At 63.4% G+C, this 17,223-nt stretch carries 14 protein-coding genes and 1 tRNA gene; 11 read left to right on the forward strand and 4 right to left on the reverse strand.

Annotated features, from left to right (window positions below; genetic code table 11):
* Nucleotides 1-189: 189 nt before the first annotated feature.
* The 3 genes from ACUYV6_RS12985 to ACUYV6_RS12995 all read left to right on the forward strand — a co-directional run bounded on the left by ACUYV6_RS12985 (nt 190) and on the right by ACUYV6_RS12995 (nt 2,671).
* Nucleotides 190-1,107: an IclR family transcriptional regulator gene (locus ACUYV6_RS12985; protein ID WP_449279095.1), complete on the forward strand. Its 918-nt coding sequence runs from the start codon at nt 190-192 to the stop codon at nt 1,105-1,107.
* Between the two features lie 66 nt (nt 1,108-1,173).
* Nucleotides 1,174-1,980, forward strand: coding sequence for an IclR family transcriptional regulator (locus tag ACUYV6_RS12990; protein WP_449279096.1), 807 nt, complete (start codon nt 1,174-1,176; stop codon nt 1,978-1,980).
* An 82-nt stretch (nt 1,981-2,062) separates the two neighbouring features.
* Nucleotides 2,063-2,671, forward strand: a complete 609-nt coding sequence (locus tag ACUYV6_RS12995; protein ID WP_449279097.1) for a pyridoxamine 5'-phosphate oxidase family protein — start codon at nt 2,063-2,065, stop codon at nt 2,669-2,671.
* A 109-nt stretch (nt 2,672-2,780) separates the two neighbouring features.
* Here the strand turns inward: ACUYV6_RS12995 and purU are convergent, their stop codons facing one another.
* The gene (gene purU / locus ACUYV6_RS13000; RefSeq protein ID WP_449279098.1) at nt 2,781-3,674 is read right to left on the reverse strand and encodes a formyltetrahydrofolate deformylase; all 894 of its coding nucleotides are present in this window, start codon (nt 3,672-3,674) and stop codon (nt 2,781-2,783) included.
* Between the two features lie 171 nt (nt 3,675-3,845).
* Here purU and ACUYV6_RS13005 point away from each other — a divergent pair, with 171 nt between their 5' ends.
* The 6 genes from ACUYV6_RS13005 to ACUYV6_RS13030 all read left to right on the forward strand — a co-directional run bounded on the left by ACUYV6_RS13005 (nt 3,846) and on the right by ACUYV6_RS13030 (nt 12,293).
* A complete protein-coding gene (locus ACUYV6_RS13005) occupies nt 3,846-6,338 on the forward strand; it encodes a GcvT family protein (protein ID WP_449279099.1) in 2,493 nt (830 codons plus the stop codon).
* A 179-nt stretch (nt 6,339-6,517) separates the two neighbouring features.
* A complete protein-coding gene (locus ACUYV6_RS13010) occupies nt 6,518-7,264 on the forward strand; it encodes a FadR/GntR family transcriptional regulator (RefSeq protein ID WP_449279100.1) in 747 nt (248 codons plus the stop codon).
* Between the two features lie 16 nt (nt 7,265-7,280).
* Complete coding sequence (locus tag ACUYV6_RS13015) at nt 7,281-8,012, forward strand: cache domain-containing protein (RefSeq protein ID WP_449279101.1); 732 nt, start codon at nt 7,281-7,283, stop codon at nt 8,010-8,012.
* 113 nt (nt 8,013-8,125) lie between these two features.
* Nucleotides 8,126-9,616: an aminobutyraldehyde dehydrogenase gene (locus ACUYV6_RS13020; RefSeq protein WP_449279102.1), complete on the forward strand. Its 1,491-nt coding sequence runs from the start codon at nt 8,126-8,128 to the stop codon at nt 9,614-9,616.
* A 26-nt stretch (nt 9,617-9,642) separates the two neighbouring features.
* Nucleotides 9,643-10,923 (forward strand): D-arabinono-1,4-lactone oxidase, encoded by a 1,281-nt coding sequence (locus ACUYV6_RS13025; RefSeq protein WP_449279103.1) that lies wholly within the window; start codon nt 9,643-9,645, stop codon nt 10,921-10,923.
* Between the two features lie 80 nt (nt 10,924-11,003).
* Complete coding sequence (locus ACUYV6_RS13030; RefSeq protein ID WP_449279104.1) at nt 11,004-12,293, forward strand: ethanolamine utilization protein EutH; 1,290 nt, start codon at nt 11,004-11,006, stop codon at nt 12,291-12,293.
* Nucleotides 12,294-12,499: 206 nt separating this feature from the next.
* On the opposite strand, the gene ACUYV6_RS13035 is transcribed toward ACUYV6_RS13030, so the two are convergent.
* The 3 genes from ACUYV6_RS13035 to ACUYV6_RS13045 all read right to left on the reverse strand — a co-directional run bounded on the left by ACUYV6_RS13035 (nt 12,500) and on the right by ACUYV6_RS13045 (nt 14,350).
* Nucleotides 12,500-13,369, reverse strand: coding sequence for a M48 family metalloprotease (locus tag ACUYV6_RS13035; RefSeq protein ID WP_449279105.1), 870 nt, complete (start codon nt 13,367-13,369; stop codon nt 12,500-12,502).
* A gap of 12 nt (nt 13,370-13,381) precedes the next feature.
* Complete coding sequence (locus ACUYV6_RS13040; RefSeq protein WP_449279106.1) at nt 13,382-13,951, reverse strand: LemA family protein; 570 nt, start codon at nt 13,949-13,951, stop codon at nt 13,382-13,384.
* Nucleotides 13,952-14,137: 186 nt separating this feature from the next.
* Entirely contained in the window at nt 14,138-14,350 is a 213-nt protein-coding gene (locus ACUYV6_RS13045) for a hypothetical protein (RefSeq protein ID WP_449279107.1), read from the reverse strand.
* 684 nt (nt 14,351-15,034) lie between these two features.
* On the opposite strand from ACUYV6_RS13045, the gene ACUYV6_RS13050 reads away from it, so the two are divergent.
* Both ACUYV6_RS13050 and ACUYV6_RS13055 read left to right on the forward strand, forming a co-directional pair.
* The gene (locus ACUYV6_RS13050) at nt 15,035-15,565 is read left to right on the forward strand and encodes a hypothetical protein (RefSeq protein ID WP_449279108.1); all 531 of its coding nucleotides are present in this window, start codon (nt 15,035-15,037) and stop codon (nt 15,563-15,565) included.
* Between the two features lie 414 nt (nt 15,566-15,979).
* Nucleotides 15,980-16,051: transfer RNA gene (locus ACUYV6_RS13055), tRNA-Gly, on the forward strand.
* Nucleotides 16,052-17,223 lie beyond the last annotated feature (1,172 nt).

Consider the following 17,223-nt stretch of genomic DNA (forward strand, 5'->3'; position numbering starts at 1 on the left):
CCCCCCCCCCCCCCCCCCCCCCCCCCCCCCCCCCCCCCCCCCCCCCCCCCCCCCCCCCCCCCCCCCCCCCCCCCCCCCCCCCCCCCCCCCCCCCCCCCCCCCCCCCCCCCCCCCCCCCCCCCCCCGCCCCTGTGGCACGAAGGTTGCGGCAGGATGGTTAAGGTGGTCACGAGTCCAGAGGAGGTCGCTATGCTCGATCGAACTGCCGATACGGATGATTCCGATGCGGAGCGCACTTCCGCAGAGCACACCTCGGCGAACCACTCCCCCACCGACCAGACCCCAGGCGCACCCCGTTCCACTGAAGACAACGGAACGGCGCATCCGGCCGAGGGCCCCAACCGTTCTGTGGCTCGGGCCGTTGCACTGCTGCGCGAACTCGGCAATCACCGAGGCGGCGCGACTGCGGCGGTGCTCGCCGCAAGCACCGGGCTCAATCGGGCGACGGCATTTCGGTTGCTGCTGAGCCTCACCCAGTCGGGCATCATCACTCGATCAGGCAGCACCTTCGCGTTGGGCTGGGAAATCACCCGGCTGGGTCGGCTCGCAGACCCGTACCGCAGTGTGCTCCCCTTGATCCAGGCGGTCCTCGAGCGGCTCTCAGCACAGGTCAACGAGCACGTCGCGTTCTCCGCGGCGCTTGACGCTCTGACGCTCGAGGTCATTGCAGAAGCCGACAGCCCCAATGATTACGCCTTCCGCCGGAGTTTCATGGGCATGAAGTTCCCCCTGCACGCGGGCGGGAACGGGAAGGTGCTGCTCGCAGAGATGTCCGATGATCAAGTCGTGAAACTGGTCCCGGAAACACTCGAGAAACTCGCCCCGAAGACGATCACGAGCCGAGCGGTGCTGCTCGCCGAGCTCGCGCAGGTACGCGCGCGCGGGTACGCAACGATCGACAACGAAAGCGAGGAGGGTCTCTTCGCGGTCTCGGTTCCGGTTCGCGATGTCGGCGGTGAACTGATCGGGGTGCTCACGGCCGACGGACTCGACCGCAGAATGAAACGAGCAGGCGAAAAGCAGTTCGTCGATACGCTGCAGGCCGCCGCCCCCGAGATCTCACAAGCATTCGCCGAGAACTCGGACTTGTCAGACACTCGCCCGTAGTACGCGCAGAGGCGATTCGGTCGCATGACGCATGGATCCCTCCAAGGCCCCACTACACTGGCCCTCATGCAAGAGAAGCATGGAGCGCAGGAGCCGGTGCAGGCTGTGGATCGTGCGCTGCAGATTCTCGAGGCCATCGCAGACCGTGGACCACTGACGGCAAGCGAGATCGCACGCGACCTCGATGTGCACCGCTCGACAGCGTTTCGCCTGCTCGGCACGCTCGAGGGCCGCCGCTTCGTGGTGCGCGAAGTTGGTAGCGGACCCTATGCGCTCGGTTCAGGCGCGCTGCGCATCGCTGGCGCAGTGACCTCTCGCATCGACTTCGCGCACGAGGCGCAGGCCATCTGCGACGAAGTGACCGCACACCTCGGTGAGACGTCGAACGTGGCCATCCTGGTTGATGGTGATGCCGTGAACATCGCGCAGACCACGGGTTCGAGCAGCGTCGCCGTACGCGATCAGTTCGTCGGCCAGCGCACCCCGGCGCACGCCACGTCATCGGGAAAGGCGTTGCTGGCATACGCGGGGAATACCGCCGTCGAGCGGGCCGCCGGGTCGCTGCAACGATTCTCAGACACCACGATCACCGATCCTGACCAATTGATTTCGGAGATGCGCAAGGTGCGTGAGCGTGGCTGGGGTAGTGCGCTGGCCGAATGGCAGGATCACACGAACGCCGTCGCCGTCCCCGTGTTCGCGAGCGACGGCTCGGTCATCGCGGCGCTCAGCACCACCGCGCCGGCCTTCCGCATGCCCGAAGAGCTGCTCCCTCGCCTTGCCACCGAGCTTCGGAAGTTCGCCGACGAACTCGCACGTCGCCTCGGACACCGCGCGCCTCGGCTGCGAGACCGCTACGCGCGCAGCTCGTAGTAGCCCCACGCTTGAGCGTGGCGGCCTTGCTCGCGGGTGAGTCAGAGTCAAGAACCGACGAACGAACAGTTAGGTGCAGAGGATGCCGAGCCGACCGATGCCGAGCCAACTGCCCCTGAGCAACGCGGAGATCGCAGAGCAGATCTGGCAACTTCTCGAAGATGCGACGAGCGCGCGTACACCGTTCACCGCAATGCAGCTCGCAACTGTTGCCGCTGACCTCACACCACGAACTCGAACCATCCTGCTGCGGAAGGCCTTCGCAACGACTGGCACCCTCGAGTTCATCACTGACCGCAGATCCGAAAAAGTCCCGGAGATTCGCAGGAACCCCGGTGTCGCGTTGAGCGGATACGATGCCGAGGGTCTCCAACAGCTCCGAATTGAGGGCCGCGCCGCTGAAGTCCAGGATGCTGCGCGCCGACGTGAGTTCTGGGACGCTCTCAAGCCGCACACCCATATTCTGTTCCGCTCCGAGTTGCACCCTGGCACTCCGATTCCAGTGCCTGAGGCCGCTGGTCCAGGAGAGCCACCCGGACCCGAGGATCCTTGTGCCATCGATGAGAACTTCGCCCTCATCGAGATTCGCGTGTCGCGAATGGACTGGCTCTGTCTCGCCTCCTCTCCTCATCAGCGCTACCGCACATCGCGCGTGAACAATGCCTGGGAGGGATCCTGGCTGGTCCCGTGAGTCCACGCGGCTGAGGGCGGGGATCCATATGGATCCCCGCCCTCAGTTGCAACTCTCAGGTCGACCAGGACCCCCGCGAGAATCGCGGTATACGGACGGACGATTCCGTTTAGCGCAGTACGACGGTGCGGTTGGCTCCGTTCAGGAACACGCGGCCCTCGCAGTGCCACTTCACGGCCTCAGCGAGTGCTTTGCTCTCCGTGTCTCGGCCCGCTGCAACCAGGTCTTCGGGTGCGAACTCATGATCGACCGGCTGCACCTGCTGCGAGATGATCGGCCCTTCGTCGAGCTCGTGGTTCACGTAGTGCGCAGTCGCCCCGACCGTCTTCACACCACGCTCCCAAGCCTGGTGATACGGCTTGGCCCCCTTGAACGACGGGAGGAACGAGTGGTGGATGTTGATCGCTCGACCGCTGAGCTCGCGCGACAGATTGTCCGAGAGGATCTGCATGTAGCGGGCGAGGACGACGAGGTCCACCTCGAACCGGTCCACGATCTCCAGCAGCTTCTGCTCGGACTCGGGCTTCGTGTCGGGAGTGACGGGCACGTGGAAGAAGGGGATCCCGTGCCACTCGACGAGTTGCCGGTGATCGGGGTGGTTCGAGACGACTGCCACGATCTCGGCCGGGATCTCGCCGATGCGCGTGCGGTAGAGCAGGTCGTTCAGGCAATGGCTGAACTTCGACACCATGACGAGCAGCTTCTGCTTGGTGTCTTCCGCGCGCAGCGTCCACTCTGCGTCTTGTTGCTCAGCGAGGTCGGTGAACTCGGCCCGCATCTGCTCGATCTCGGTCGCGTCGTCGACGGGTTCTTCAGTGCCGTTGCTGTCGAGCACGAAGCGGGCGCGGAAGAAGAAGCGCCCGGTGACGAGGTCGTCGTACTGTTTGAGGTCGATGATGTCGCCGCGGTGCGCGACGAGCACACCGGTGATCGCGTGTACCAGGCCGCGCCCCTGTGGGCAGGTGTAGGTAAGGATGTACTCGCGGGAGGAAATGGACGTCATCGTGCCGCCTAACGCTTGGTGACCAATTGATATATCAATAACTTCGATCGATCGTACTCAGTCACGAACTCCTTCGCAAGGCTTGCGAAGGACCAGTTCACCCGCGATACTAGTCGCGCTACTCGCACGGCGTGCGTATCACGCAACACCTGAACAAGGGAGTTCCCAGCAGTGTCCACACCATCCCCTCGCATCGTCATCATCGGAGCGGGCATCGTCGGCGCCAACCTCGCCGATGAACTCGCGCTCCTCGGTGAGAAGAACATCCTCGTACTCGAACAGGGGCCGCTGCACCTGCCCGGCGGTTCGACCTCTCACGCTCCCGGTCTCGTGTTCTCGTCGAACCCATCGAAGTCGATGACCGAGTTCGCGCAGTACACGATCGAGAAGCTCAGCTCGATCACCGATACAGACGGACGCAGCTGCTACGAGCGCGTCGGCGGCCTCGAAATTGCCACCACGCCCGAGCGCATGCACGAACTGCATCGCCGTGCCGGATGGAACCGCTCATGGGGCGTCGAGGCGCACGTTCTCGATGCCGACGAAACGCTGAAGCAGTTCCCGATGCTCAACCCGGAACTCGTGCTGGGCGGTCTGTTCACGCCGAACGACGGGCGCGGACTCGCGGCCCTCGGCACACGGCTCGTCATCGAACGCGCTCAGGCCGCGGGCGTGGAGTTCCGCGGAGGCGTCACTGTCACCGACATCGAGACGAAGAACGGCAAGGTCGCCGCGGTCATCGCGGGTGAGGATCGGTACCCGGCCGACATCGTCGTATCGTGCGCAGGCTTCTGGGGCCCGAACATCGGCAAGATGGTCGGCACCTCGATTCCGCTCCTGCCGCTCGGGCACCAGTTCGCCTGGACCAAGCCCGTCGAGAGTCTCATCGGCGCGAATCGCTACGATGACGCGACGAGCCGCCCGATCCTGCGCTATCAAGATCGCGACCTCTACTTCCGCGAGTGGGGCGACCGCATCGGCATCGGCTCCTATGCGCACCGCCCGATGCCCATCGACCTCGATACGTTGCAGAGCTACGACCCCGACGAGATCACCGCCGACCGTATGCCGTCGAGCTTGGCGTTCACGCCCGAAGACTTCGCCCCGGAGTGGGAGGCGACCCAGGAGTTGCTCCCCGAGCTGCGGAGCAACGAGGTCGAGAAGGGCTTCAACGGCATCTTCTCCTTCACACCAGACGGCGGTTCACTGGTCGGAGAGTCACGCGAGGTCGACGGATTCTTCGTCGCAGAGGCGGTCTGGGTCACGCACGCGGCCGGCATCGCGAAGGCCGTTGCCGAGCTCATCTCGCAGGGCCACTCGAACACCGATCTCAGCGGCCTCGACCTCAACCGCTTCGAGGACGCTCTGACCACTCCCGAGTACGTCAGCGTGACGTCGCAGCAGAACTTCGTCGAGATCTACGACATCCTGCACCCGCTGGAGCCGCGCGTCGCACCGCGAGACGTACGCCTCAGCCCCTTCAACGAACAGCAGAAGGCGCTCGGCGGGTTCTTCCTCGAGACCAATGGGTGGGAGCGCCCGCACTGGTACGAGTCGAATGCCGCTCTGCTGTCAGATCTTCCTGAGGAGTGGAAGGATGCCGAGCGAGACGAGTGGTCTGCGAAGTTCCACTCCCCCATCGCTGCCGTCGAGGCATGGAAGACACGCACTTCCGTTGCGATGTACGACATGACTCAGCTGAAGCGCTTCAATGTCATCGGCCCAGGTGCCGGCCCCATGCTTGACAAGCTGACGACCTCGAACATGCTGCGCAAGCCCGGCGCCGTGAGCTACACACTGCTGCTCGACGAGGCCGGCGGCATCACGAGCGACATCACCGTGGCGATCCTCGACGAACAGACTTACCAGGTCGGAGCGAACAGCAACATCGACTTCTCATACATCTCTCGCAAGGCTCGGGAGCACACCGCCGAGAATCCGGGCGAGTGGGTGACCGTTATCGAGACGACCGCTGGCACTTGCTGCATCGGCCTGTGGGGTCCCCTTGCCCGCGAGGTGCTCTCGAAGGTGACCGATGACGACATCAGCAACGAGGGTCTCAAGTACTTCCAGAACAAGCAGATCACTATTGGGGGGCTTCCCGTCACGGCGCTGCGCCTGTCGTACGTGGGCGAGCTCGGCTGGGAGCTCTACACTTCGGCCGATCTCGGCCACCGTCTCTGGGATGTACTGTTCGAAGCTGGGCAGGAGTTCGGGATCATTCCCGCAGGCCGTGCCGCGTTCAACTCACTGCGGCTCGAGAAGGGCTTCCGCTCGTTCGGTACCGACATGACGAGTGAGCACGAGCCCGAGCAAGCTGGTCTGGGCTTCGCGGTGAAGGCGACGAAGACTGCCGACTTCGTCGGCAAGAGCGCGCTTGCGGCGCGCGCGGCTGCGGCTACGACTCGCCTGCGCTGCCTCACGATCGAAGACGGCTCCGTCGTACTCGGGAAGGAACCCGTTTCCGTCGACGGTTCGGTCGCCGGCTACGTCACGAGTGCAGCCTACGGCTACAGCATCGGCAAGCCGATCGCATACGCCTGGCTGCCGAACACGGTTCAGACCGGCGACACGGTCGAGATCGCGTACTTCGACCAGGTGGTTCCGGCGACCGTGGTCGACGATCCGCTGTACGACCCCGAGATGACCCGACTGCGCGGCTGATCTTGAGGTGGAGCGGCGAGGGCCGGTGCCCCAGTCCGCTTCCCTCGGGCCCGAAGTGTTCTTATCTCACCGGGATAGGAACACTTCGGGCCCTCTTGCGTACTCGGCGTCTTCGGCACGAACTCGGGTGACGGCACACGCTCACCACCGCACCGGCCCCCGAGTGATTGAATGAGCGCATGAGAAGCATCGGCGAAGGCCCGTTCTCCCACGGTCTCGGGGGAATGCTGTCGGGCGACGCCGCGGGGCTCGCCGACAGTGTGGTCAGGCAGCTCGAACTCGCACTGACCGTCGGACTGCTCCACGACGGAGAGAAGCTGCCCCCGGAGCCCCGGCTCGCGGACCAACTCGGCATCTCGACGATCACCCTGCGTCAGGCGCTCGCCACATTGCGGGAGCGCGGGATCATCGAAACCCGCCGCGGACGCAGCGGGGGAAGCTACATCCGCGACAGTCAGACCGTCAACGCGGCTCGCGCCGAGCAAACGCTGCGCAAACTGAGCTCTGAGGAGTTCCGAGACATCGGAGACGTGTTCTCCGCAGTGGTGAGCAGGTCAGCGGGACTCGCAGCGCTCCGGGCCGTGGACGCGGATACCGAGCGGCTCCATCGCATGCTCGGGGTATTCGAGGCGGCGGAAGCATCGAACGCCCGGCGCCGTGCGTACTGCCGACTCCACATCGAGATCGCCGTTGCAGCGCAGTCTCCCCGTCTCGCTCAGGCGACGATGCAGTTGCTCGGCGAGCTCGCCGCACCCCTATGGAACTCGGGAGCCACGACAGCGGAGACTCTGCCTGCACACTACCGAGCGCTCATCGAAGCGATCGTCGCGCGGGACGCCGTGCTCGCCCGTGAGACTGCGCACCGGCTCGTCGAGACCGAGAACCGCTCGCTCATCGACCACCATCTCAAGCTCGCGGTCGGCTAGCCGAGAGGAAATCGCCATGTACTCACCGTCTCGCGAATTGCGCACCATCGCCGATGCGCTGCAGGAACACATCCGGATGATGACTGACGAACTGGTCCTGCTCACCGAGCGGGTCACTGCGCTCATCAAAGACGTACATCATCGCAGTGACGGAGTTACACGCGCGGATCTCGCCCGTCTGAGCAGCCACCTGCAGGGCGTGCTGCGCGACTCGGAATCCACCATGGACGGGATCGGGATCGCAACGGCCGCGGGATACCTCGAGGATTGCGAGTACTGGCTCGAGTGGTGGCGAAAGGGTTCCCGGGGTGAGGTGGAGTTCGTCGTGCACAGTCTGAACCCCGAACAGGACGTGTTCTACGATTACGCCTCACGGATCTGGTTCGCGAAGCCCATGGCCGAAGGTCGGGCGATCGTCACGGGGCCGTACGTGGACATGGGCGGAACGAACTCCTACACGGTGACGGTGGCGATCCCCATCGAGATCATGGGACGGGCGATCGGCGTTGCCGGCGCCGATGTCGTCGCGTCGAGATTCGAACGCTACCTTCTGGCCCCGGCGCAGGAGTCAGGGTCGCGCGCGCTGTTCCTGCTCGCAAACTCCGACGGCCGGGTCATCGCATCAGGAAGCTCCGAACATCCACCCGGCACTCTGCTCGCGCCGAGCGTCGAAGAAGGGTGGTCGTCTCTCCCGGTCGACCACGGCGCTCCCCCGCAGGATCATTGGCGTCTGTTCGAGCTCCCATAAAAGATTTAAAAACACTTTATTGATCTTTTGCTTCTCCGTTGCTTAGGTGGGGGCAGACCGTCGAAGAGGACGGTCCGCCCGCATGTCGGGCGCACCCGTACAGGAGGAGCATCATGTCCAACGGCACCCCCGACGTCCGCCGCCCCGACTCCCGGCTTCCGGCACCCGAGCTTCCGCCCCACGGTCACTTCATCGACGGAGCATTCACCGCAGGATCAGGCGGCGACGCGATCGAGATCGAGGACCCCGCCACCGCGACCCGCATCGCCGAGGTCGTCGACGGCACCGCCGATGACGTCGACGCTGCAGTGGCCGCAGCGCGGCGTGCGCTTGCCGGGTGGGCCGCTACCACGCCGAAGCATCGCTCAGACCTGCTGCTTCGCATCGCCGACATCCTCGAAGAGCAGCACGAGACCTTCGAGCGCATCGAGGCCGCCAACACCGGCAAGCCCGACGCGGTCGCCGCCGACGATATCGCGAGCGCCGTCGACACCTTCCGCTTCACCGCAGGAGCCGGTCGCACCCTGACGTCGCTGGCCGCAGGCGACTACGCCGAGGGCCACACATCGATGATTCTGCGCGAACCCGTCGGCGTCGTCGGAGTGATCACTCCCTGGAACTACCCGCTACTGATGGCTGCGTGGAAGATCGCCCCCGTGCTCGCCGCGGGCAATACGCTGGTGCTGAAGCCGTCGGAACAGACTCCGCTCAGCACGTTGAAGTTCGCGGAGCTCGTCTCTTCGATCCTGCCCGCGGGCGTCTTCAACGTCGTCACCGGCAGCGGGCCGGTCGTGGGCCAGCGCATCGCCGAGCATCCCGGAATCGACCTCGTCGCCCTCACCGGCAGCGTTGCGAGCGGCCACAAGGTCGCCGCGGCGGCCGCGACGACTTTGAAGCGCGTCCACCTCGAGCTCGGCGGTAAGGCTCCCGTAATCGTCTTCGACGACGCCGATCTCGCCGCCGTCGCGAGTGGCGTGCGCAATGCCGGGTTCTGGAACGCCGGCCAGGAGTGCGGTGCCGCCTGCCGCCTGCTGGTGCATGAGTCCGTCGCCGAGAAATTGACCGAGCTGCTTGTGCGCGAGGTCGAGGCCATGCCCATCGGCGGCCCGGGAACCGGCGACGACACCGAGATCGGCCCGATGATCTCCCGCGCTCATTTCGAACGTGTGCAGGAGGCGCTCGCCCGAGTACAGGACGACGGCCTCCAGTTCGCGACCGGAGGCTCGGCAATCGAAGGCGAGGGCTACTTCATCCGGCCGACCGTCGTCGCGAACGCACCGGCCGGCTCGTGGATCACCCAGCACGAAGTGTTCGGCCCCGTCATCTCGGTTGAGACGTTCTCGACTGAGGAAGAAGCGATCGAGCGCGCCAACGAGACTCCCTACGGTCTCGCGGCCTCGGTATGGACGAACGATTCGAGCCGCTCACTCGTCGTGCCCAAGCGACTCGACTTCGGCACCGTCTGGGTGAACTCGCATCTCGCACTCGCCTGCGAAGTACCTTGGGGCGGCTTCAAAGGCTCCGGCTACGGCCGCGACCTCTCGCTCTACTCGCTCGATGACTTCTCACGCACGAAGCACGTGATGATGCACCACGGATCCTGACCCACATACGACACGAAGGAAGAATCATGAGCAGCAATGATGCAGTTCGCCCCGGAACACCCTCGATCCCGTTCGACACTCACAAGCCCTGGACGAATTGGGGCGGCAACCAGACGGCAACTCCTGCTTACACGGTGAAGCCGCGCACTGACGACGAAGTTGTGGACACGGTCCGCTTCGCTATTCGTGAGGGTCTGCAGATCAGGGTCGTCGGCGCTGGCCACTCGTTCACGCCCATCGTGCAGACTGGCGGCATCCTGATGGACCTCTCCGAACTCTCCGGCATCACCGGGGTCGATACGAAGCGCAAGCGCGTCCGCCTCCGCGGTGGCACCGCGATCCACCAGATCGGCGAACCGCTGTGGGAGCAGGGCCTCTCCCTCGCCAACCAGGGCGACATCGACAAGCAGTCGATCTCGGGCGCCATCTCGACTGCCACGCACGGCTCGGGCAAGGATCTCGGCAGCTTCTCATCGGCACTGCGTTGGGTGCGGCTCGTCAACGGTCACGGCGAGATCGTTGAGATCGGCGAGGATCGCATGGACCAGCTGCTCGCGGCGCAGGTCGCCATCGGCACACTCGGCGTCTTCCTCGAAGTCGAACTGCAGGTCGTCGACCGCTACTACTTGCAGGAGGAGATCACGTACCCGACCTGGGCCGAGAGCGTATCCACCTGGGATGACGACATCGCGAACAACCGGCACTACTCATTCCTGTGGTGCCAGGCCGAGGAATCGGCCGCGCTCTACGAACTGCCGACCCCGCCCGGCGAACAGATGGCGGGCCGTAGCTACACGAAGAAGTACAACACGATCGAGATGGATCCTGACGAGTCAGGCATTGACCAGACCGAAGGTCAACGGCGCGATCGCGCCTATCGCATCTACCCCGGTGGATTCATGATTCCGTTCCACGAGCTTGAATATTACGTTCCGGCTGAGCAAGGCCTCGAAGCGATCGAGCGGCTGCAGGATCTGATTCTGCACACGCATACCGATCAGAAGTACCCCATCGAGACCCGCTGGGTGCAACAGGACGACGGTTACATTTCGCCGTTCACCAAGCGCGACACCATGGTGCTGTCCGTCTCCGGCGCCCCTGGCACCGATTACTGGCCGTATCTACGCGATGTTGATGCGCTGCTGAATGACTACGACGCCCGCGTGCACTGGGGCAAGATCCACTTCATGACACGCGAACGCATGGAACGGCAGTTCCCCGAGTTCGACAAGTTCCTCGCAGTACGCCGCGAGTTCGATCCCAACGGCGTGTTCCTCAACGATCACACTCGCGCTCTCTTGGCATAGCGCACGCGGGGCCTGGGACTCCCCCTGGCCCCGCTTCCATCTCCGGCGGCAACGGTGCCGCCTCAACGGAAGGAGACGACATGGAGGTCGTCGGCCAAGTCATCATCTACATCATGATGGCGTTCGTGCTCATCGGAGCAGGAGCGTACATCTCGAAACCCTCCTCTGCCCTCGGGCAGGAGTTCAAGGAGGGCATCCTTTCGATCGGCCACATCTTCCTCCCCGTCGCGGGAGTGATGACGCTGATCCCGGTGCTCGTCAACATCGTCAACGCGACTGCCGCCCCGTTCTACTCGTGGCTGCACGCCGACCCCGCGCTCGCGGCAGGTACGTTCATTGCGGGCGACATGGGCGGATACAACCTCGCCTTCGAACTCGCCGATTCCCATGGCGCCTGGATCATGGCATTCATCGCGAGCTTCATGGCCGGGTCGACGATCGTGTTCTCAATTCCGGTCGGACTCGCCATGACCGATCGACGCGATCACAAGTTCCTCGCGCTCGGCGTGATGTCGGGTCTGCTCGCCATTCCTTTCGGCGTCTTCGTCGCGACACTCATCACACTGAACTCCGGTGTGCTCCTTCGCGAGGAGATCAACACAAGCGGTCCCGGCACGAAACCCTTCGACCTGCCATTGGGTGAGATCCTGCTCAACCTCGTGCCCCTCGCCATCGTCATGGTGCTGATCGCACTCGCCTTGCGTTTCTTCACCACGGTTACCATCAAAGTATTCCTCGTTCTCGGCCGGGCACTCGAGATCGTGCTGACCGCGGCTCTCGCAGTATCGATCGTCGAATACTTCACCGGGATCTTCTCGATCATCTTCGGCTCGTGGCCGCTCGATCCGTTCATTGCAGATGCCGACGATCAGTTCCGCGCGCTCGAGATCGCGGGCTACATCGGCGTGATGCTCGCTGGAGCGTTCCCGATGGTCTACGCGATTCGCAAGGGCCTTGCGAAGCCGCTCGGCAAGCTCGGCAGCAAGATCGGAATCTCTCAGGAGGGCATGAGCGGCTTCCTCGCGGCTTCGGCGAACATTCTCGCCCTCTTCCGCATCGTCCGAATGATGCCGCCGAAGGACAAGGTGCTCACGATCGCCTACGCTGTGTGCGCCGCCTTCCTCATCGGCGACCACCTCGCGTTCACCGCGAACTTCCAACCGTCGATGATCGCAGCACTCATGGGAGGCAAGCTCTTCGGAGGGGTTCTCGCAGTGTTCCTGGCGCTCTGGCTCGTGATCCCCCAGGCGCGGCGACTCGAGCAGGAGGATCGTGACTCAGGAGTCATCGGTGCAGACGAATATCTCGCCGCGGAGGAGATCGCCGAGGGCTCGAAGTCTCCGAGGGGCGAGCCGGAGCAAGTGGTGTGATGTCGGGATAGGGGACTGCCCGGGGACTTACGGCAACCCGAACAATGCGTCTCGATGCGCTGCCATCCAGCAGACCTGGCAGCACATCGAGACGCATTGCTCCATCACCGTGGTCAAGGCATCACCGATCGGCGGAAAGGACCGGCGACGGGAAGATCAACCGGAGAGTAAGAAGTCGGCCGAAGAGGTCGGCAGGAGCCCGTCGACTAGAACTTTCCGCCGATCTCGAGCAGACGGCGAATGCGATCCGGGATCGGCGGGTGCGTCGCGAAGAGCCGGCTCATGATGCCGGGCTTCAGCGGGTCAGCGATCCAGAGGTGCGCCATGCTGCTGTTCTGCTTCTGCATCGGACGACCGTACTCCGAAAGCTTGTGCAGGGCGCTCGCAAGCGCTTCGGGGTGACGAGTCGTGAGCGCACCCGTCGCATCGGCCAAGTACTCTCGCTGCCGCGAGACGGCGAGCTGCACGAGCGACGCAACGAGCGGAGCCACCAGCATCGCAACGAGACCGAAGACCAAGACGATCGGGTTCGAATTGTTGCTCCGCGAAAAGAACGCCATTCGCATGAGCACATCCGCGATCATGCCTACCGCCACCACGAGGCCGTACACGATCATGGAGACACGGATGTCGTAGTTGCGTACGTGACCGAGCTCGTGCGCCATGACGCCTTCGAGCTCGGAGTCAGACATGATGTCGAGCAGCCCCGTCGTCGCGGCCACCATGGCATGCTCGGGGTCGCGGCCGGTCGCGAACGCATTCGGGGCCGGATCGCCCACGATGTAGACCTCGGGCATCGGCATACCCGTCGCAATCGACAGATTCTCCACTGTGCGGTAGAGACGCGGGTTGTCAGCCTCGGTGATCCGCCGCGCACCGCTCATCGAAATGGCCTGCCGACCTGCAGCGAAGTACTGGAACAGTGCGTACCCGAGCGCGGCTGCAACCACGGCAATGACGATGCCCGGAGAACTGTAGATGTACGAGGCCAGCCACCCGAGCCCGCCGACAATCAGCAGGAAGAACAGGATGATGAAGACGCTGTTGACCTTGTTCCGACGTATCGCGCGGTACAAGTCGCCCCCTTGCTAGAACTGAATGCGCGGCGGCTCAGAAATGGCCGCGACGTCATCGACCTCGAAGAACTCCCGCTGCGTGAAGCCGAGCATGCGGGCGAAGATGTTGTTCGGGAAGACTTGGATCTTCGTGTTGTACTCGCGCACGCCACCGTTGTAGAAGCGCCGCGCGGCCTGGATCTTGTTCTCGGTGTCGACGAGCTCGCCCTGCAGGTGCAGGAAGTTCTGACTCGCCTGCAGCTGCGGATAGGCCTCGGCCACCGCGAAGATGCTCTTCAGCGCCTCCTGCATGTGGTTCTCGGCCACGGAGGCCTCGGCGGGGCCCTGGGCTGAGATCGTCTCTGCTCGAGCCTGAGTGACCGCCTCGAAGACGCCCTTCTCGTGTGCTGCGTAGCCCTTCACCGTCTCGACCAGCGAGGGAATCAGGTCGGCTCGACGTTTGAGTTGGATGGTAATGTCGCTCCAGGCCTCGTCGACGCGGACGCGGAGGGTGACCAGAGAGTTATAGGTCGCCCAGACGTAGATGCCGAGAATCAGCACGAGGCCGAGAACGACGAGAACCGTGATCAAGCTTGCAGACATGCGCTCAGCATACTGGAGCCGTCAAGGAATCAGCTGGGTCTTCACAATACATGTGCTCCGCACCAGGCCCTCGCCGCCGATGACGACAGAGAGCAGCCGGCCTCTCGCGGCCAATGGACGCTCACACGAAGAATGCCCCTGCGCTCACGCTTCGCGAGCACAGGGGCATCATGGCCGAACGTCACGTCAGTCGTCGCGCAGATTTTCCTTCACTTCGTTGCGCTTCTTCGTCGCATCGCGCTCCGCTTCGGCCTTCTTGACATCAGCCTCAGCCTTCACTTCATCGAACCTGTCCTTGGCACGGTCCACACCGTCTTCAACCGCCCGGCCAACCTTCTTCGCGGCAGCCTCGGCGGTCTCCTTCGCATCGTCGAGAAATCCAATGATCGCTCCTTTCACGTGGAGTACCAATCTGTCGCCTCAGAGGGGGTCGCGTCAAGCCGCGCGATCACGAAGCAGGAAAGGTTCACCCTGAAGTCGGGCGAAGGTAGAAAAACTCACGCAAGACTTGAGTCCTGCATCGTTTTTTCGACCCTCGCCGGGGTCGGCGCGGGGCACGGCGCCCAAAAGCTTCGCTTTCTCGCGCTGTGCCCCCACTGGGATTCGAACCCAGACTGAATCGATACAGGGCCGCGCATCCCTGAGTGTCCCTGAGTGACTTCGAAAATGGCGGTGATCAGGCATAACGAACGGACGAGTCATCCAGGGCACTCAGGGGATACTCCACTTTCGAGCGCCAAAACGCCGGGTAAACGCCGACCTCACGGAACCTCCCCCAGCCCGTCCGTGTCACCATGCGCAATTCTGAGATTGCGCGTAAACTGGACTTCACAATTGCATAGCCCGAGCGAGCAGGGTGCAAGCCGGGGCCGGAGAACAGTGTCATGCTCCAACAGTCCGCGTCCATTCCCGAGTCCACGTTGCGAGCTGTTGAACGGCTCACCGAGACACATTACTGTCCACTATGAGGGCGCAGAGTACGAGTGTGACGCGCTCCTCGAGCAGCTCCGTGAAGCGCTCACCTCATCATTAGGCGCCGGGAGCTCCGTTGGTGGTGGCTCCAACGATGGGGGCCTCATCAACTTGGGTGCGTTCTCCCTGTGGGAGCACATCGACGGCATTGCCCGCGGCTGGATGGACTCGTTCACCCGCGATCGCCGAGGCGACATCGTAGACATCATTCAGCGCCTCCCCCACGCGATCCAGGCGGAGCACGCGAACAACATCATCGACGACCACATGCGGGAGCGCTTGGATGCGATGTTCGGGCAGTGGGTTGCACAGATCGAAGACCTGTTTGACCCTCCCCATCAGAAGGAGCTCACGGCACCGTGCCCGGAGTGCGGGGAGCGGTGGCACCTTGTGGTGGAGCGCGACAAGGAGGGCAACGTGATCGACACGAAGCAACGTGCCGCTGTCGTGATCCCGGTCAAGAAGGGCCGCGCCGTGATTGCGGAGTGCCGATGCTGCGAAGCCATGTGGGCGATCGAAGCTGACCTGCTCGCGCTCGCTGACGGCATGGGTATCGAGGTTGACTTCATCGCGTTACGCGAGCTCGTGAACGAACCCGCGCAATCTGACAATTGCGCGCCTGTCGATTATCAGTTGCACTAGGGGTACGCGCTACCGGTATGTCCGGAGCGCGTTTCGCATTTAAGTGGACACAACTTAATCAGCCCGGAGCTAAGGTTCGCGGGCAGCCCCACAGGGATAGAACGCTGCACTAGATGCAGGCGGATGGTTCGACTCCATCCGGGGGCGCGACGCTAGAAGCCCGGCCAGGCAGACAGCGTTAGGGAATGACGGAGTGCCGAAACCCGCGGTTGTCGTGACCAACGGTGGAGGTAACGTGCGCACCCGAGTAGACGCAAACGCATCGCAGAGTATGCCCGAATGGGTGAGGCTGCGGCACTGCGGATCTCCTTAGCGGGAGTGAACACGTCTCGCCTTAGCAGGCAGGATGCGGCTTGAGAGAATCATTGCTTGAAGCGACACTCTCAACGGGGCCTCAAGAACCCCTTCCCACTTGCTTCTATAGCTCAGTCGGCAGAGCGCCAGTCTTCCAAACTGGATGCCCGGGTTCGAGACCCGGTAGAGGCTCTGGTGGAGGCTCCGAGTCGGTACAAGGGCATGTCCCGTTGCGCGACTAGGTAGAGGAAAAGTCACAGGTAGCCTGGCAAGGTCTGCGGCTCTACGCCCACTTGGATGCTTAAGAACGAGGCGTCGCTACACGCCTACTCCACCTCCCTCTTCCCGCCCCTACGAGAAAGCCCCCGCTCTCCGAAGAGAACAGGGGCTCGTGAGTCTTCAGCGTTACTCACCCGCGGGCTTCTCCGACGGTGCCGGCTTCTGCTCCGGGCCTCCAGCCGCTTCCTTGGCCTCGGGCTTGACGGTGTTGTTCTTCTGATCGGACATAGTGTCCCTGCTTTCTCATTGAGGCTCAAGAGTTCTTGCGCCTCTATGCCTGACTCTATCCGGAATCGAAGCCGGTAATCGGGTCTGTGAGTATTGCCAGGAATCAAAGCCCTCGGTGTCCCCGAGCATTCGGACACTCTGGATGTTCCACACGTGCTGGTTGACTCGGGTTGGGCAAAACCGGACACTTACCTCGTGTCGCTTTCCATGTTCCTGATTGGTTGATCAATGGCGGCACTGAGCCCCTGACCGTGGTCGTAGCCAGCGTCAGGAGCTCACTGCTTTAGCAGGGTGGCTCGAGGAGCGAGAGTGTCACGAGATCGTCTACCTCGGGCACTGTGGTGTTCCTCTGCACCGTGGTCATGTAGTCGGTCATGATGTTCCTCCCTCCATATCGTTGGTGAGAGTAGAAACGCGGCCAACGCCCACAGTATTCCCGCGCGTGACGGGAGCAGGAGAGGGTTCGCCCCGTTAGTATCCAGCAAGCGACTGTGCACAGTCGCATCACGCACCGGCCAGCATGCGCTTGGGCAGACACCTTGCACCTCTGCTGGCCCCATTTTTCCCACACCGCTACTACTGGTTCAAGAAGGCTCATAGCCGGGCTAGGATCAACATATGTACAGGCGAGGAGGGGCAGGTGAGGTAAGCCTATGGCGTTCCCATTGAACCTCGCGTCCCACTTAACCGGCGCCACTGCCTCTCAGCTTCGAAAGTGGAACAGGGACGGAGGGGGCTGCTGCACGAGTAGGTGACAACTGTCTCAGGCAGCGAGTGCGACCTGCTCGTACATAATGGCCTCGTACTCGACCGGCGCCAAACGCCCCAACTTGGCCTGTCGACGACGCCGGTGATAG

Source organism: Leucobacter sp. GX24907, from assembly GCF_053567335.1.

Excerpts from the sequence above, each read along its gene's own strand:
- ACUYV6_RS12985 (WP_449279095.1), top strand. The coding sequence starts at position 190 with ATGCTCGATCGAACTGCCGATACGGATGATTCCGATGCGGAGCGCACT.
- ACUYV6_RS12990 (WP_449279096.1), top strand. The coding sequence starts at position 1,174 with ATGCAAGAGAAGCATGGAGCGCAGGAGCCGGTGCAGGCTGTGGATCGT.
- ACUYV6_RS12995 (WP_449279097.1), top strand. The coding sequence starts at position 2,063 with ATGCCGAGCCGACCGATGCCGAGCCAACTGCCCCTGAGCAACGCGGAG.
- purU (WP_449279098.1), bottom strand. The coding sequence starts at position 3,674 with ATGACGTCCATTTCCTCCCGCGAGTACATCCTTACCTACACCTGCCCA.
- ACUYV6_RS13010 (WP_449279100.1), top strand. The coding sequence starts at position 6,518 with ATGAGAAGCATCGGCGAAGGCCCGTTCTCCCACGGTCTCGGGGGAATG.
- ACUYV6_RS13015 (WP_449279101.1), top strand. The coding sequence starts at position 7,281 with ATGTACTCACCGTCTCGCGAATTGCGCACCATCGCCGATGCGCTGCAG.
- ACUYV6_RS13020 (WP_449279102.1), top strand. The coding sequence starts at position 8,126 with ATGTCCAACGGCACCCCCGACGTCCGCCGCCCCGACTCCCGGCTTCCG.
- ACUYV6_RS13025 (WP_449279103.1), top strand. The coding sequence starts at position 9,643 with ATGAGCAGCAATGATGCAGTTCGCCCCGGAACACCCTCGATCCCGTTC.
- ACUYV6_RS13030 (WP_449279104.1), top strand. The coding sequence starts at position 11,004 with ATGGAGGTCGTCGGCCAAGTCATCATCTACATCATGATGGCGTTCGTG.
- ACUYV6_RS13040 (WP_449279106.1), bottom strand. The coding sequence starts at position 13,951 with ATGTCTGCAAGCTTGATCACGGTTCTCGTCGTTCTCGGCCTCGTGCTG.